At 46.0% G+C, this 16,705-nt stretch carries 17 protein-coding genes; all 17 read right to left on the reverse strand.

The genetic code is table 11. The features are described from left to right. Positions 1–615 (reverse strand): MotE family protein, encoded by a 615-nt coding sequence (locus ACVC9U_RS10305; RefSeq protein ID WP_020451395.1) that lies wholly within the window; start codon positions 613–615, stop codon positions 1–3. A 13-nt stretch (positions 616–628) separates the two neighbouring features. Then, entirely contained in the window at positions 629–1,072 is a 444-nt protein-coding gene (gene fliJ, locus ACVC9U_RS10310; RefSeq protein WP_020451394.1) for a flagellar export protein FliJ, read from the reverse strand. A gap of 2 nt (positions 1,073–1,074) precedes the next feature. Beyond that, positions 1,075–2,388: a flagellar protein export ATPase FliI gene (fliI, locus tag ACVC9U_RS10315; RefSeq protein ID WP_065644130.1), complete on the reverse strand. Its 1,314-nt coding sequence runs from the start codon at positions 2,386–2,388 to the stop codon at positions 1,075–1,077. Continuing rightward, positions 2,388–3,155, reverse strand: coding sequence for a flagellar assembly protein FliH (fliH, locus tag ACVC9U_RS10320; RefSeq protein ID WP_318602050.1), 768 nt, complete (start codon positions 3,153–3,155; stop codon positions 2,388–2,390). Before fliH ends, fliI begins: the two co-directional genes overlap by 1 nt. Further along, on the reverse strand, positions 3,139–4,155 hold the full coding sequence (fliG, locus tag ACVC9U_RS10325) for a flagellar motor switch protein FliG (RefSeq protein WP_020451391.1): 1,017 nt from the start codon (positions 4,153–4,155) through the stop codon (positions 3,139–3,141). The genes fliH and fliG overlap by 17 nt, the downstream gene beginning before the upstream one ends. Positions 4,156–4,168: 13 nt before the next feature. After that, a complete protein-coding gene (gene fliF / locus ACVC9U_RS10330) occupies positions 4,169–5,770 on the reverse strand; it encodes a flagellar basal-body MS-ring/collar protein FliF (RefSeq protein WP_441390767.1) in 1,602 nt (533 codons plus the stop codon). 50 nt (positions 5,771–5,820) lie between these two features. Then, positions 5,821–6,138 (reverse strand): flagellar hook-basal body complex protein FliE, encoded by a 318-nt coding sequence (fliE, locus tag ACVC9U_RS10335; protein ID WP_003181764.1) that lies wholly within the window; start codon positions 6,136–6,138, stop codon positions 5,821–5,823. A 13-nt stretch (positions 6,139–6,151) separates the two neighbouring features. Beyond that, positions 6,152–6,604 carry a flagellar basal body rod protein FlgC gene (gene flgC / locus ACVC9U_RS10340; protein WP_009328519.1) on the reverse strand — a complete coding sequence of 151 codons (453 nt, stop codon included), beginning with the start codon at positions 6,602–6,604 and terminating at the stop codon, positions 6,152–6,154. Further along, positions 6,604–6,993 (reverse strand): flagellar basal body rod protein FlgB, encoded by a 390-nt coding sequence (gene flgB / locus ACVC9U_RS10345; RefSeq protein ID WP_003181758.1) that lies wholly within the window; start codon positions 6,991–6,993, stop codon positions 6,604–6,606. Before flgB ends, flgC begins: the two co-directional genes overlap by 1 nt. 353 nt (positions 6,994–7,346) lie before the next feature. Next, positions 7,347–8,126 (reverse strand): GTP-sensing pleiotropic transcriptional regulator CodY, encoded by a 780-nt coding sequence (gene codY, locus ACVC9U_RS10350; protein WP_003181756.1) that lies wholly within the window; start codon positions 8,124–8,126, stop codon positions 7,347–7,349. Between the two features lie 38 nt (positions 8,127–8,164). Further along, positions 8,165–9,568, reverse strand: coding sequence for an HslU--HslV peptidase ATPase subunit (gene hslU, locus ACVC9U_RS10355; RefSeq protein ID WP_020451385.1), 1,404 nt, complete (start codon positions 9,566–9,568; stop codon positions 8,165–8,167). A gap of 16 nt (positions 9,569–9,584) precedes the next feature. Beyond that, positions 9,585–10,130 (reverse strand): ATP-dependent protease subunit HslV, encoded by a 546-nt coding sequence (gene hslV / locus ACVC9U_RS10360; protein ID WP_020451384.1) that lies wholly within the window; start codon positions 10,128–10,130, stop codon positions 9,585–9,587. A 13-nt stretch (positions 10,131–10,143) separates the two neighbouring features. Further along, positions 10,144–11,058, reverse strand: coding sequence for a tyrosine recombinase XerC (xerC, locus tag ACVC9U_RS10365; protein ID WP_020451383.1), 915 nt, complete (start codon positions 11,056–11,058; stop codon positions 10,144–10,146). A gap of 66 nt (positions 11,059–11,124) precedes the next feature. Further along, the gene (trmFO, locus tag ACVC9U_RS10370; RefSeq protein ID WP_075752845.1) at positions 11,125–12,429 is read right to left on the reverse strand and encodes an FADH(2)-oxidizing methylenetetrahydrofolate--tRNA-(uracil(54)-C(5))-methyltransferase TrmFO; all 1,305 of its coding nucleotides are present in this window, start codon (positions 12,427–12,429) and stop codon (positions 11,125–11,127) included. 75 nt (positions 12,430–12,504) lie between these two features. Then, positions 12,505–14,580 carry a type I DNA topoisomerase gene (topA, locus tag ACVC9U_RS10375; RefSeq protein WP_441390772.1) on the reverse strand — a complete coding sequence of 692 codons (2,076 nt, stop codon included), beginning with the start codon at positions 14,578–14,580 and terminating at the stop codon, positions 12,505–12,507. 204 nt (positions 14,581–14,784) lie between these two features. Next, positions 14,785–15,687 (reverse strand): DNA-processing protein DprA, encoded by a 903-nt coding sequence (gene dprA, locus ACVC9U_RS10380; RefSeq protein ID WP_075752847.1) that lies wholly within the window; start codon positions 15,685–15,687, stop codon positions 14,785–14,787. Between the two features lie 112 nt (positions 15,688–15,799). Continuing rightward, positions 15,800–16,702, reverse strand: coding sequence for a succinate--CoA ligase subunit alpha (sucD, locus tag ACVC9U_RS10385; RefSeq protein WP_020451379.1), 903 nt, complete (start codon positions 16,700–16,702; stop codon positions 15,800–15,802). Between the last annotated feature and the right edge of the window lie 3 nt (positions 16,703–16,705).

The raw sequence follows: 16,705 nt of genomic DNA on the forward strand, positions 1-16,705 counted from the left end.
CTATTCCCCCCCTTCTTTTTTCTTTTCATTTTTCGCTTCGTTTTTCACAAGCTTTTCTGTGAATACAGCCGCTTTATCAGGAGACATTTTGGAGAGGATCTCAGTCACTTTCTTTTTGCTTAAAGAATCTAAAATGTTGATTGCCTCTTCTTCTTTTAATTCGCTTAAAATTTTTGCAGCTTTATTGCTTTGCATGCTTTCATAAATTTTGACGACTTTTTTTCCGTCTCCTTGACCTTCGGCGTTCTTTTCTTTCTGCTCTTTTTCATCTTTTTCCGTTTTTTCGAACGAGCTGATTTTTTGTTTCAGCCTTTTAATCTCTTGATCACTCGTTTTCAAGTCACTCGTCAGCGTTTCGATTTCGCTTTTTTGTTCATCGATCGTCTTTTGGAGCTTTTCTGCTTTGTTCTCCTGCTGCTTTGCTGCGTGATCTTTGTCCTGATCCTCGCCGTTTTTCACAAGCTCTTTAACAACGGGGATTTTGGAGGCTGCATCCTGGAAATTGACGCCCAAAAGCCACATGCCGACAAACGCTACAACGATTAAAAAGATCAGCGGAATGACGATGACAAACAAAAATGTCTGAAATTTACCGGCTTTTTTTTCTTCGGTCATCGTTTTTCTACCCCTAGCTTCCTTGAGTTATGTACTGGGCAATGGAGATATCGTCCATTTCCTTTAACTCATTTGCTTTGTTTTGCAGCGAATACATTTCAAACTGCTTTTCTTTCATTTTTTCAAATTTTTTCAGCTCGATATTTTTTTCCGTCAGATCGTGCTGTTTTTCATTCATTTCATTTCTCTTCATCATGACGAGCTTTTGATAATGGTAGATAGTCGTTTCAAGATTTGTGACAAATTGCTGATAATGCCGCATTTCCTGAACGCTCATTCCTGTCTGCATCTTGATTTCCTTGTTTTTTTCTAGCGTTTCTTTTTGGTTCATGCTTTCATACAGCTTTTCCGCGACCTTTTCGAATTCGGAAACTGAGTGCTGATATTCAGCGAATGATTGGTCTTTTTCATTTTCTTTAAGCTCGAGGAGCTTTTGAAATTTAAATGAATAAGCCATTCTTAATCCTCTCTTCCTGTAAGACTCTTTAATAAAGAAATGCTCTCTTCCAGCGACGCCGCTTCATCCACTTCCTGCTTGAGGAAGCTGATCAGCTTAGGGTGGAATTGTATGGCCTCATCAATTTCTCTGGAAGACCCTTTTTTATAGGCTCCTATGTTGATCAGGTCCTCTGAGTTTTGATAGGTTGACAGCATTTCCCTGAACCGGTTCGCTGCTCTTATATGATCTTTCCCGGCGATGTTTGACATCACCCTGCTGATGCTTTTTAAGATGTTGACTGCCGGAAACTGGCCTTTATTCGCAAGGCTCCGGTCAAGAACGATATGACCGTCCAAGATTCCCCTGACAGTATCGGCGATCGGTTCATTCATATCATCACCGTCGACAAGAACCGTATAGAAAGCAGTTATTGACCCGTTTTCCGTCGTTCCTGTTCGTTCTAAGAGCTTAGGTAAAATAGCGAACACTGAGGGTGTATAACCTTTCGTCGTCGGCGGTTCGCCCGTCGCCAGGCCTATTTCCCTCTGAGCCATGGCAACCCTTGTCACCGAGTCCATCATGAACATCACATTTTGTCCTTTGTCGCGGAAGTACTCGGCAATCGCTGTTGCTGTATAGGCCGCTTTCAGCCGCATCAATGCCGGCTGGTCGGACGTAGCCACTACAACGATCGTGCGCTTCAGCCCTTCTTCGCCGAGATCTTTCTCAATGAACTCTCTGACTTCGCGGCCCCGCTCTCCGACAAGAGCGATGACATTCAAGTCTGCGGCCGTCTCTCTTGCAATCATTCCCATAAGCGTGCTTTTTCCGACGCCGCTTCCGGCGAATATCCCGACACGCTGTCCTTTTCCGACGGTCAGCAGACTGTCGATTGATCTGACGCCGACCGCCATTTTTTCTCTGATTGGCGGTCTTTTCATCGGATTAGGTGGCGCCTGGTCTGTCGAAACTTGAGCCAAACCTTTCGGAAGCGCGCTGCCGTCGAGCGGATTGCCGAATGCATCGACAACTTGCCCGATCAAGCCGGAGCCGACTTTAACTCTGAGCGATTCTCCCGTCGCTTCGACAATGCTGCCGGGTGCAATATTGGCCGCTTCCAAATATGGCATGAGAAGAATATTTTGGTCTTTGAAGCCGACGACCTCAGCTTTGATGGCCTTTGGCCCGTCACCTTTTGTATAGATTTTGCAGACATCACCGATTGAGCATTCAGGTCCTTTGGATTCAATCATCAGGCCGACCGCTTGTTTGACTTTTCCGTAACGTTTGTAGGAGTCTGCGGTTTCTATACATTCAAGCAGCTGCTCAAGCATCACTGGACAACACCTGCCGTTTCAAGCAGGCTGAGCAGTTTTTGTTTCAGCTGCTGTAATTGAGTGTCGATTCCTGCATCAATTCTTCCGAAGGCCGTTTCAACATAGCACGTTCCCTTTGGCGCTATTTCATCGGCGTATATCGCGAGATGGGCGCCATATTGGAGGAGCTGCTCAAGTTCGTTTTTGTGGCTTTGAACCTCTGTGTAATACTCCGGATCCACATAGACGGCAATGTCATCGAACTCTTTCATTTCGGACAGCACCTGTTTGACGAGGGCTGAAAAAGCTTCTTTGTCGTCAGTCTTTTGATTCCAAACTTTTTTAGCCAGCGACACGGCAAGTTCGACAATTTCTTCGGAAGATTGTTCGATTTTTTCTTCATAGTCACGCCTCGCCGCTCCGACGATGGCGTTGGCTTCATCCAAATAGGATTGATAAGTGCTTTGGGCCTCGGCCTTTCCCTGTTCAAACCCCGCTTGAAAGCCTTCTTGTTTCGCCTGGTCTATCAGCGCTTCGCGTTCTGTTTCCCAGCTTATCCTTTCCTCTTCGATTTGCCGTCTGACCTGTTCGAGTTCAGCGTTCGCTTTTTCGTATATTTTCCCTGCTTCCTGTCTGGCATGATCGAGGAGGAATTCCGGATCCTGTCCGGTATCAAGTTCAGTTTCTGTTTCAGGAAATTTGACTTCCTTTAATGAAATCGTCCGCCTTTCTTTTGGCGGTATTGATGATAATCGCTGTTTAATAATGTTAGACAATGATATCATCTCCTCCACCTCTGGCGATTACGATCTCACCTGCTTCTTCAAGTCTTCGGATGACGCTTACGATTCTGGATTGAGCTTCTTCTACGTCACGCAGACGCACAGGGCCCATGAATTCCATTTCTTCTTTAAATGTTTCAGCCATACGCTGCGACATATTGCTGAAGACGATGTCTTTGACCTCTTCGCTGGCCACTTTGAGGGAGAGAAGCAGATCGTCGTTTTCCACATCGCGGATAACCCTTTGAATGGCGCGGTTATCCAGCGTAACGATATCTTCAAAGACGAACATCCGCTTTTTAATCTCGTCGGCAAGCTCAGGATCCTGGATTTCAAGGGAGTCAAGGATCGTTTTCTCTGTACCTCTGTCAACTCCGTTCAACACTTCGACAACGGCTTCAATGCCGCCGGTCTGCGTGTAGTCCTGAGTGAATGTGGAGGATAACTTTTGCTCCAAAATCTGTTCGACTTCATTGATGATTTCCGGCGACGTCCTGTCCATGACAGCGATCCGTCTTGCAACCTCTGCCTGCACATCCTGATTCAGTTCTGACAATATCTGACCGGATTGCACGGGATCGAGATAAGACAGAATCAATGCGATCGTCTGCGGATGTTCATGCTGGATAAAGTTCAGAATCTGCTCGGGATCCGCTTTTCTGGCAAAATCGAACGGTCTGACTTGAAGAGACGATGTCAGCCTGTTGATAATGCTGGCGGCTTTGTCTTCGCCGAGCGCTTTGTCAAGCACCTGCTTGGCGTAGTGAATGCCGCCTTGTGATATATATTCTTGAGCAATAGCCGTTTCATGAAATTCCTGAATAATTTCATCTTTTTTCTCTGGTGATACAGCTCTGACATTTGATATTTCAAGCGTCAGCCTTTCGATTTCTTCATCTGTTAAATGCTTGTAAACGGAAGCTGACACATCAAGCCCTAAGGATATCATGAGAATGGCCGCTTTTTGTTTGCCTGTAAGCCTGTCTTGTTTCATTTTTGCCATTTCAATACTCCTCCTAATCCTCGGTCAGCCAGCTGCGCAACAATTTGGCGAATTCTTCAGGCTTATCTTTCGCCATTTTTTCAAGCTGTTTTCGTCTGACAGTTTCTTCCGTCTCTTTTTCATTGTTCACATCAGCAACACGAATCGGTTCCTGAGGCGTTTCATACCATTCTTCCTCGTATTCGTCATCTCTATTTTTACGTCTTCTGACAAGCCAGATGATGAGGCCGATTACAGCAACAAGCGCTGCTCCGCCTGCGATGTAAATCCACATCGGTATACCGCCTGTTTCCGTTCCTTCATCGATTGTCTGCTTGCCGTCGAACGATTGGACAGAAACAACGATTTTATTTTCAATATCCTCATCTGTCAGCGGCTCTTCTTCATAGTTCTTGTCGATCGATGTTTTCACAATGGTTGAGAGGATTTTCTTAATATCATCTTCTCTTTCAGCAGGCAGTGACTGCGGGTTCTTCGCATCAGGCGGTTCAACCATGACCTGGACGCCCAGATCTCTGATTTTGTACGGACTTTCGGCGATTTCTTTATGGATTTTGTTGACTTCATTGTTGATTCGTTCTTCGCTTTTTTCGTAGTCTCCGTTGCCTGTTCCGCCTTCTGTCTCCGCATAGTTTGTCACATCGTTTTCACCTGTTCCGTTGACGCCTCCAGCTTGCGCTCCCTGTCCGGAATACGTTTCACTGACGCGCTCTGCGCTGACCGTGATCCCTTCCATATTTTCTTTGTCGACAGGTTCAACCAGATCTTCCGTCCTGTTTTCTTTTGTGAAGTCGATGTCGGATGTGACGGATACAACTACTTTATCCTGTCCCATCATCGTGCCGAGCATGGTTTGGATTTGTCTTTGCAGGTCCTTTTCGATCTGGGCCTTGACTTCCCTTTGGGAAGAATAGCTGTCGGCGTAAGAACCGGACTCTTTGCCTGTTTGATCGTAATATGTGGAGTTTTGATCCATGATCACGATGTTTTTCGGGTCAAGGTTCGGCACGCTTTTCGATACGAGATGATAAAGGCCGTTGATTTCATTTTGATCAAGCGTGTGGCCGGGCTTCACCTGAAGAACAATCGAAGCGGATGCTTCCGGCTTTTCCTCTCCGACAAAGACGGATTCCTTCGGCAGGTTAATCATAACCTTCGAATCTTTAATCCCGTCTATTCCTTTGATGAGGTTGGATAGCTCGGTTTGCGTGGCTTTCACTTTCAAAACGTCAAATTCGTTGTCCGTCATGCCGAAACCGGCATTTTCGCCAAAGAATGAATAATCGATGCTCCCGCTTTTCGGAAGGCCCTCTGCGGCAAGATCGACTTTCAGTTCATCGACTTTTTCTTCCGGAACTTTGATGACTGAACCGTCAGTCGCAACTTCAGATGGAATACCTTTTTCATCGAGCACCTGTTTGATTTGGCCGGTTTCTTCAGCTGACAAATCTTTATAGAGCGGCACCATTTTATTTGACGAAGCAACAATTCCAATGATGATTGACAGGATGACTGCCAGAGCGACAATGCCGATCAGCAGAATCTTCTGCAGCTTTGATCTGTTTTTCCAAAAATCAGTTATTTTCGTTTTAATTTGCAATAAATTACGATTCATCTTACTCCCCCGGTAGTTACACTAATTCTCTTCGCTTTCAGACTCCTTTCTTACATTTGCATTCTCATGATTTCCTGATAAGCTTCAACCGCTTTGTTGCGGAATTCCGTCGCAGCCGTCAATGTAATGTTTGCCTTCTGGGCTGCAATCATCACTTCATCAAGGTTGACATCCTGACCGAGAGCAAGCGCGTTTGTCAGTTTATCAGATTCATTTTGAGATTGATTCAAAGCATTGATAGAATCTTTCAGCACGTTGGAAAAGCTGACTTGGTTCTCTGAACCGTCCTGCTTGTTCTTGATCTGATTTGTTGCATTCGTTCCCGCCTGCACGGATTGAACTCCAAACGGAGAGATTCCATTAACCATTCGTGTCATCACCCTACTTTCCGATTTCTAGTGCTTTCATCAGCATTCCTTTTGTCGCATTCATCGCTGTGACATTCGCTTCATATGACCTTGTGCTGCTCATTAAATCGACCATCTCTTTTAGCGGATCGACATTCGGCATCTGCACGTATCCGTCTTCGTTTGCGTCGGGATGGGTCGGATCATAAACGAGCTTAAACGGTGTTTTGTCTTCGCTTATCTTGGTCACCTTCACCCCTTCGCCGACTCTCGCCGATGCATTCATCGATGATTGTAGAACGGATGAAAAGGATTCGCCTTTCGGAGCCGTCGATACAAGCTTTCTTCTATACGGCTGCCACTGTCCGTCAACCAGCTTCGCTCTCGTCGTATCCATGTTTGCCAGGTTGGAAGAAACGGTATCCATTCTGACTCTCTGTGCAGTCAACGCTGAAGCTGAAATGTTGATGCTATTGAATACCCCCATTATTTACCTCCTGTAATCGCGGTTCTTAGCGAGTTGAATTTTCCGCTTATTCTTTCAACCAGCGCTTGATACTGGATTTGATTTTTCGCCATTTCACTCATTTCCTGATCAACGTCCACATTGTTCCCGTTTTCTTGATAAGTTGTATTCTTTCTCGACACAACTGAATAATTTGGCTCATTCCCTTTAAAGTCAATGTGTCTATAGTCTGTTTTTATGGCATTAATCCGGGAGGACTCCTCATTCAGCACATTTTTGAAGGATACTTTTTTCGCCTTGTAGTTCGGTGTATCTACATTGGCCAGATTGTTCGTTATGACTTTTTGCTTAATGTTCGCTTGATTCAAGGCTCCCTCTAGTCTATGTATCGTTCCTGAAAATATATCCACCGTCCAAATACCTCCAATCTTTTTCCATCTGTCTTAAAATCTTGTCGAGAATTGTAAAAACCATAAGCCTATTGTAAGGAATAATAGGCTTAAAGTCTATGATCTGGAAGCAAAAAAAAATCGTAAGAAATATCTATTTTATGAATAGGTATTTTGACCTAGATTATAAGAACTATGTAATGTTACGTTCATTAAAGTTTCAAAAAATTATGTTAGTATATCTTTTATTCAAGTAACGCATTGATTTTGCACCGCGTTTTAGTTGTTTTTTGATATGAAAAAATTACGATAATATAGTTTAAAACATGAAATAAAAAAAGCCGCAGAACGGCATGTTCTGCGGCTTTCGCCTTTTAATGAGACTTTAGTTTTTCTAACTCCATCAAAAATTTGTTGTTCAGCACTTTGATGTATGTGCCTTTCATCCCTAGTGACCTTGATTCAATGACACCGGCGCTTTCAAGTTTACGGAGCGCGTTGACAATGACCGAGCGGGTGATGCCGACGCGGTCTGCAATTTTACTAGCGACAAGCAGGCCTTCATTTCCGTCAAGCTCCTCAAAAATATGTTCAATTGCTTCAAGCTCGCTGTAAGATAGTGAACTGATCGCCATTTGAACGACCGCTTTGCTGCGCGCTTCCTCTTCGATCTCTTCCGCTTTCTCTCTGAGAATTTCCATTCCTACGACAGTGGCGCCATATTCGGCAAGGATCAGATCGTCATCCTCGAATTTCTCCTGAAGGCGGGACAGAATCAAGGTGCCCAGTCTTTCGCCTCCTCCGATGATCGGAACGACCGTGGTCAGACCCGCTTGGAACAAATCGCGGTTTTCCACAGGGAAAGCTGTGTATTCGCTGTTGATGTCAAGGTTAGATGACGTTTCCGGAATGTTGAACAGGCTTTTTGTATAATCTTCAGGAAACTGGCGCTCTTCAAGCATTTTTTTCATCCGGTCATTTTCGATCTGCTGGTTGATCGAGAAACCGAGAAGCTTTCCTCTGCGGCTGACGACGAAAATGTTCGAATCAATCACATCGCGAAGCGTTTCGGCCATTTCTTTAAAATTAACCGGCTTCCCTGCCGCATTTTGCAGCATTGCATTAATCTTTCTTGTTTTTTGTAATAAAGCCATAATAAATTGATCCTCCTAAATTACTCTTATTTAATTGTTTATAAAATAAACTGGCTTAAATCCTTATTCTTAGCGATCGAACCAAGCTTTTCTTCAACATATTGAGGCGTGATGACCACTTCCTCCATCGTCACATCCGGAGCCTCGAATGACAGTTCTTCCAAAAGACGTTCCAAAATGGTGTGAAGCCTTCTCGCCCCGATATTGTCTGTGTCCTGGTTCACATGATAAGCCACTTCTGCAATCTTACGAATAGCATCGTCAGAAAATTCAAGAGATATACCTTCCGTCTTCAATAAAGCCTTATACTGCTTAAGAAGAGCGTTGTCAGGCTCAGTTAAGATTTTCACAAAATCATCGATGCTCAGCTTTTGAAGTTCAACGCGGATCGGAAAGCGTCCCTGCAGCTCTGGAATTAGATCTGAAGGCTTCGCCATATGGAATGCACCTGCAGCGATGAACAGCACGTGATCCGTTTTGACCGCACCGTACTTTGTCATGACGGTAGAGCCTTCTACAATCGGAAGAATATCGCGCTGCACACCCTCTCTTGAGACGTCGGCCGATGAAGAAGCACCGCTCTTTTTGGCGATTTTATCGATCTCATCGATAAAGATGATTCCCGACTGTTCGGCTCTCAGGACGGCTTCCTGGGCAGCTTCGTCCATATCGATGAGCTTTGCCGCTTCTTCATTCGTCAGCACTTTTCGCGCTTCCCTGACCGTAAGTTTGCGGCGCTTTTTCTTTTTCGGCATCAGGCTGCTGAGCGCATCCTGCATGTTCATGCCCATCTGTTCCATACCCGAGCCTTGGAGCATATCAAACATGGACGGCTGCTGCTCCTCCACCTCAACGGTGACATAATGGTCTTCAAGCTCGCCGAGAGCAAGCTGATGTGCAATCCGCTTCCGGTTGTTTTCGATATCCGTGTCTTCATGCTTTTCCGCTTCATTCGTCTCTTGATCCTGATTTCCGCCAAACAGCATTTCAAAAGGATTTTTTGCACCCGACTGTTTTTTTCTTCCCGGTACAAGCAGGCGGACGAGGCGTTTATTTGCGTTTTCTTCGGCGATGCCTTTCACTTCGTTCATTTTTTCCTCTTTGACGAGGCGGATTGACGTTTCCACAAGATCCCTGACCATCGATTCTACATCTCTGCCCACATAACCGACTTCCGTGAACTTCGTCGCTTCGATTTTGACGAACGGAGCGCCGACGAGCTTCGCGATTCGTCTTGCAATCTCGGTTTTTCCCACACCTGTCGGACCCATCATCAATATGTTTTTCGGAACGATTTCTTCGCGCAGTTTTTCATCAAGAAGACTTCTTCTGTAGCGGTTCCTCAATGCCACGGCGACCGCTTTTTTCGCATCGAGCTGGCCGACGATGTATTGATCAAGCCTTTCGACGATCTGCCTAGGAGTCAGCGGCTTTTTTTCCATATGCCTCATATCCTTTCTATTCAAGTTCTTCTACAATGATCTGATCGTTCGTATACACACAGATTTCGCCCGCGGTTTCAAGTGAGGCCCTCGCAATCGCTCTTGCGTCAAGCTGGCCGCCTGCATGACGTTTCAGCGCCCTTCCGGCTGCCAGGGCGTAGTTTCCGCCTGAGCCGATCGCCAAAATGCCGTCGTCAGGTTCAATCACCTCGCCTGTTCCGGAAACGAGCAGCATGCTGTCAGCATTCATGACAATCAGCATCGCCTCAAGCTTTCTGAGGACTTTATCGCTTCGCCACTCTTTTGCAAGCTCGACTGCCGCCCGCTGCAAATTGCCGTTGTACTCTTCAAGCTTCGCTTCAAACATTTCAAAGAGCGTGAAAGCGTCCGCAACAGAACCGGCAAAGCCGGCAATGACTTTCCCGTTGAAGAGCTTTCTTACCTTTCTAGCGGTATGCTTCATGACGACAGCCTGACCGAACGTAACCTGGCCGTCTCCCGCCATCGCGCTTTTTCCGTTGTGCTGGACGGCGAATATCGTCGTTGCGTGAAAAGATGACATAAAAGAACCTCCTTTATTTCCCTTTATGTGCCCGAGGGTGATGAGACATATATGTCTTTCTGAGCATATCCTTAGATACATGCGTATACACCTGGGTTGAAGAAAGGTTTGAATGCCCAAGTAGTTCCTGAACGCTCCTGAGATCCGCACCCTCATTTAACAAATGGGTGGCAAAAGTATGGCGGAGCATATGCGGATGTATATGTAATGTACCCGAAGTCTTCTTGACCAGTTCTCCCAAAATGTAACGAACCCCCCTCGGGGTTAAGGGCCCGCCCCTTTGATTCAAAAAAATAAAAGGGCAGGGCTCTTTCGCTTTTAACAGAAGGATGCGTCTTCCATTTTGCAAATACAGATCCAAAGCCTCCCGGGCGAATGAACCAAATGGAATATACCTTTGCTTCCTGCCTTTCCCGTGAACCAAAACCGTATCTAAAAACAGATCCAAATCAGATTCCTTCAGGCTGCAAAGTTCGCTTACCCGCATGCCCGTTGCGTAAAGAAGTTCCAAGAGCGCCTGATTTCTTTGGCCGAGCGGTGTACTCAGGTCCGAAACCTCAAACAGTTCTTCAAGTTCTTTTTCATATAAAAACTTTGGAATCCGTTTATCCTGTTTCGGAAGACTGACAAGCAGAAACGGGTTTTCTTTTACCATCTTTTCCCTTAATAAAAATTTATAGAAGCTTCGCAGAGCCGAAATTTTCTTGCTGATCGTCCTGCGAGTAAGCCCTTTTTCATGCGCTTCCGTCAAGAAAATTCTCACATCCGGATAAGTCACGTCTTCAAAACCTTTTATTCCCTGAACTTGTAAAAAGCGTTCAAAGTCTTCAATGGAAGAAATGTAACCCACAATTGTATATTTTGAATAATTCTTTTCTATTTGTAAATATTCAATGAATAAAGTTAAAAAATTCTTAACATTTGCCATCATTACACCTCTTCGAAAAGGGCTTTTAAATGTTATCACATAACAAGTTCATCTGGCAATGAATAACTATAGCATTTTCGAAATATTTTGAATTGTCTCCAATGCGCGCGAAGCATACTGTTCGTTTCGTTCCTGCTTGTTTTTAATTTTAACCCCCAATTCCTTGAACAGACCGAAGTTCGCATTCATCGGCTGGAAGTTTTTCTTGTTTGTTTCCGTGATGTAATGGGCCATGCTGCCGATCGCTGTTTCATTTGAAAAAGTGACCGGTTCTTTTCCCTGGATGAGCCGAGCCGCATTTATTCCGGCAACAAGACCTGAAGCCGCTGATTCAACATACCCTTCAACACCTGTCATTTGGCCGGCGAAAAACAGATCGTCCCGTTTTTTAAACTGGTAGGTCGCTTTTAAAAGACTCGGCGAGTTGATGAACGTATTTCTGTGCATTACGCCGTAGCGGACGATTTCAGCTTGTTCCAGTCCCGGAATGAGGCGGAGCACTTCCTTTTGGTCGCCCCATTTGAGGTGGGTCTGAAAACCGACGATATTGTAAAGCGTGCCGGCTGCATCATCTTGGCGCAGCTGCACAACGGCGTATGGACGCTTTCCTGTTTTGGGATCTTCGAGTCCGACAGGCTTCATCGGGCCGAACAGCATCGTTTTTTTGCCGCGCTTCGCCATGACTTCAATCGGCATGCAGCCTTCAAAGAAGATTTCCTTTTCAAATTCTTTCAATGGAACGGTTTCCGCAGACACAAGGGCGTCATAAAACCTGTCAAACTCTTCTTCTGTCATCGGACAGTTCAAATACGCTGCCTCCCCTTTGTCATAGCGGGATTTCAAATAGACTTTATCCATGTCAAGGCTGTCTTTCTCAACAATCGGCGCAGCGGCGTCATAAAAGTACAGATAGTCTTCGCCTGTCAGCTCCCGGAGCTTTGCGGAAAGCGCTTCTGACGTCAGCGGTCCTGTCGCAATAATTGTCGGCCCTTCCGGTATTTCCGTGACTTCTTCATTGAGCACGGTCACATTCGGATGATTCTTTACTTTTTCGGTAACGTTTGCGGCAAATTCATGCCTGTCTACGGCAAGCGCACCGCCGGCAGGAACAGAACATTCGTCAGCAGCAGCGATGATGGCCGAGTCAAGAACCCGCATTTCTTCCTTTAATACACCGACAGCGTTCGTTAATGAATTCGCCCGTAGCGAGTTGCTGCAGACAAGTTCTGCAAATTTATCTGTATGGTGTGCCGGCGTTTGCTTAACAGGCCTCATTTCGTATAAACGGACATTGATACCTCGCTTGGCAAGCTGCCATGCCGCTTCGCTTCCGGCAAGTCCTGCACCGATGACATTTACTGTTTGATTCATATTCACATCTCCTAATTTATGAGTTGACTTCATCTTTTAACACAACAAAGAAGGTGAGCAAAGCCCTGCTCACCGCTACTTTTGTTGTTCTTCCTTATAATCGCAATTCACGCACTGCACTTGAACGCCTTTTTTGAGCTTTTTCTCCACAAGCATGTCCTCGCATTTCGGACATTTCCGTTCAAGCGGTTTATCCCATGATACGAATTCGCATTCAGGATAGCGGTCACAGCCGTAAAAAATGCGGCGTTTTTTCGATTTTCGCTCGACGATGTTGCCGGTTTTGCATGAAGGGCATTTGACGCCGATCTCTTTTACAATCGGCTTGGTGTTGCGGCAGTCGGGAAAATTGGAGCAAGCCATAAATTTGCCGTAGCGGCCCATTTTATAGACCATCGGATGGCCGCACTCTTCACAGTCCACACCCGCATACTCCGGTTCGATTTCCACTTCCTGCATCTCGGCTTCCGCTTTTTCAACGCGTTTTTCAAAGTCCTTGTAAAAGGAATCGATGATCTGCACCCATTGAATGTTTCCGTCTTCAACGTCATCGAGCTCTTTCTCCATTTTGGCGGTGAACTCGACATTAATGATCTCAGGGAAAAACTCCATGATCAAGTCAAGCACGATCTGACCGAGCTCAGTCGGGATAAAGCGTTTGTTATCAAGGGCGACATACCCGCGCTTTTGAATTGTGTCAAGCGTCGGCGCGTATGTGGACGGACGGCCGATTCCCAGCTCTTCAAGCGTTTTGACCAGCCTTGCTTCCGTATAGCGCGGAGGCGGCTGTGTGAAGTGCTGTTCGGGCTCGATATCTTTTGAAAGAACGGTGTCGCCTTCAGCGAGATCCGGAAGCATCTTATTCTTCTCTTCCATCTGATCGTCTTTTCCTTCAACGTACACCTTCATGAAACCTGAAAACTTGACTTTACTGCCGTTCGCCCGAAATGTCAACCCGTTGTTTTCAAGATCGACGCTCATCGTATCGAGTGTCGCCGGAGCCATCTGGCTTGCGACAAAGCGCTCCCAGATCAGCTTGTATAGCCGAAGCTGGTCTCTTCCCAATACCGCCTTCAGATCGGAAGGCTTTCTGAGCACCGAGGTCGGCCTGATCGCTTCGTGGGCATCCTGGGCGTTTTCATTCTTTTTGGCAGGCTTTCGCTTGCTCCCCAAAAATTCTTTTCCGTACTGTTCGCCGATGAATGATGCCGCTTCTTCTTGAGCTGTATTCGAGATGCGGGTTGAATCCGTTCTCATATAAGTGATTAACCCGACAGTTCCTTCTTTGCCGAGATCGATTCCTTCATAAAGCTGCTGGGCGATCATCATTGTTTTCTTTGCCCGGAAATTTAATTTACGCGCCGCTTCCTGCTGAAGCGTCGATGTCGTAAACGGGAGCGCAGGGTTCCGCTTACGTTCTTTTTTCGTAACCTTTTTAACCTCAAATTTGTTCCCTTTGATCTGGGAGAGGATTTGCTTTACATCTTCTTCGCTTTTCAACTGGTGCTTTTCGCCGTTTATTCCGAAGAAGCTCGCTTCAAATGTTTCTTTGCCTTTGAGAAAAGACCCTTCAATGGTCCAATATTCTTCAGGTTTAAAATCGTTGATTTCTTTTTCCCTGTCAATGATAAGGCGGAGCGCAACAGATTGGACACGTCCCGCACTCAAGCCTTTTTTTACTTTTTTCCATAAAATCGGGCTGATTTTGTACCCTACAAGGCGGTCCAGAATTCTTCTCGCCTGCTGGGCGTCGACAAGATCCATATTGATCATGCGCGGATGCTTAAATGAATCTTTGATCGCATCTTTTGTAATTTCATTAAATATGACGCGGCAGTCGGAATTCAGGTCCAGATCAAGGCTGTGCGCCAAATGCCACGCGATCGCTTCCCCTTCCCTGTCGGGGTCGGCTGCGAGATAGACTTTTTTTGCCTTTTTGGCGGCCGTTTTTAATTCTTTCAACACGGGGCCTTTCCCGCGGATCGTAATGTATTTTGGTTCAAAGTTCTGCTCGATGTCAACGCCCATCTGGCTTTTCGGCAAGTCTCTGACGTGTCCCATCGAAGCTTTCACTTTATATTTTTTTCCTAAGTATCGCTCAATCGTTTTTGCCTTTGCAGGCGATTCCACGATGACTAAGTATTCGGACATAACATTATCCCCCTCAAGAGGTGTTCTCTCTCTTTTCAATTTAGCCTTTTTATTGTATTCAGCATAATCGTCGTCTATATAATCATTATTTTTACGAAAAGTGTCTGATTTAATCCTTCTATATGTTGAACGCCGATTAAAGCGTTTAAACTTGAAATCCTCACTATTATTAAATATTACAATACGGTTTGTCAAACGATAATTCTAAACAGGTTCCGGATATTGAGTCCGTGAAGGCGACAGTTCGCTCAAAATATCTTCAATATTCAATACGAGTTTCGCCCCTTCCTGGATCAGCCTTGAAGGACCGAAAGAGTTGGCGTCAAAGATCGGACCCGGCACGGCGAACACCTCCCGCCCCTGCTCAAGGGCCTGATATGCTGTGATGAGCGACCCGCTCTTTTCCTTTCCTTGGACGACAACGATTCCTTCCGTTAATCCGCTGATCAGCCGATTTCGCATCGGAAAGTGCCATTTTTGAGGTTTAACGTCGGGAGGGTGCTCTGATACCAGCAGGTGGTTTTCGGCCATTTGACCGGCGAGCTGGCGGTGTTCACGGGGATATATGTTATTGAATCCGCCCGCGATGACGCCGATTGTCCTTCCCTTTGAACGGATGCTCTCCTGATGGGCGAGGCCGTCAATTCCTTTTGCAAGGCCGCTGACGATCGTCCAGCTTTTTTTGCAAAGCTCACTGACAAGGTGAACCGCTGCTCTTTTTCCGTATAATGACGGGCTACGGGTTCCGACGATTCCGATCAGTCTTTGTTCATGGAGAAGTTTAACGTTGCCTTTAAAAAAAAGGACGGGAGGCGGGTCATGAATGGTTTTCAGGCTGGCTGGATAATCGGGGGAACATATGGCGGTCATGCGGACACCGGCCGCTTCGTAAGAACGGATGAGCCGTTTAACATTAGACAGTTCTTGTTCCGCCAGTTTTCGTATGGAGCACAAGTCTGATCTTTTTAATGAATGCTTCGTTAAAAGATGGTTTTTTTCGCCCGTAAGAGACAAGGAAGGATCCTGCTTCCACCACTTGGTCAGCAGAGAAGGGGAGAGTGTGCCGCGAAGGCGGAGCAATATCAAAAGATCGCTGCTGTCGTTCATTCAAAAAACTCCAAACATTTTTAAAACAAAACAATCTGAAAGTACTAAACGATTTAACCAGTTATGAAAAAGCAGGAATAGACCAATCGGACTATTCCCGCTCATGTTAAGATCAGTGTGTTTTACATGTTTCGTAAAGGCCTTTTTCCTTCAGCACTTTAATCAATGTTTCTCCCATGACAGAAGGCGTTTCAGCCACTTCGATACCGCAGGCATTCATCGTTTTGACCTTTTCGTCCGCCGTACCTTTTCCTCCGGAAATGATGGCGCCGGCATGCCCCATGCGCTTGCCGGGAGGCGCTGTTTTTCCTCCGATGAAACCGACGACAGGTTTGGTCATGTTGGCTTTCACCCATTCGGCCGCTTCCTCTTCAGCTGTTCCGCCGATTTCGCCGATCATGATCACCGCATGTGTATCAGGGTCTTCATTAAACGCCTTCAGTACATCGATGAAGTTTGTCCCGTTGACAGGGTCTCCGCCGATCCCCACTGCAGTCGACTGGCCGACTCCTGCTTCTGAAAGCTGATGAACCGCTTCATATGTAAGGGTTCCTGAACGCGACACAACGCCGACATGGCCTTTTTTATGGATATATCCGGGCATGATCCCGATTTTACACTCCTCAGGCGTAATGACTCCCGGACAGTTCGGACCGATGAGCCTTGTTTTCTTGTCTTCCATATACCTTTTCACTTTTACCATATCCAGCACCGGAATGTGCTCAGTAATACAGATGACAAGATCAAGCTCAGCATCTGTCGCTTCCATAATCGCATCGGCCGCAAAAGCCGCAGGAACGTAAATGACAGACGCATTTGCCCCGGTCTGCTTGACTGCCTCTTCGACCGTGTTGAACACAGGCACCCCTTCGACCTCTGTTCCGCCTTTGCCCGGTGTGACTCCGCCGACAATTTTCGTTCCGTATTCAAGCATCTGCTTTGTGTGAAACAAAGCGGTTGAACCCGTTATCCCCTGAACAATGACTTTTGTGTCTTTATTAATAAATACACTCATTTT

The organism is Bacillus sp. GM2, assembly GCF_056155945.1.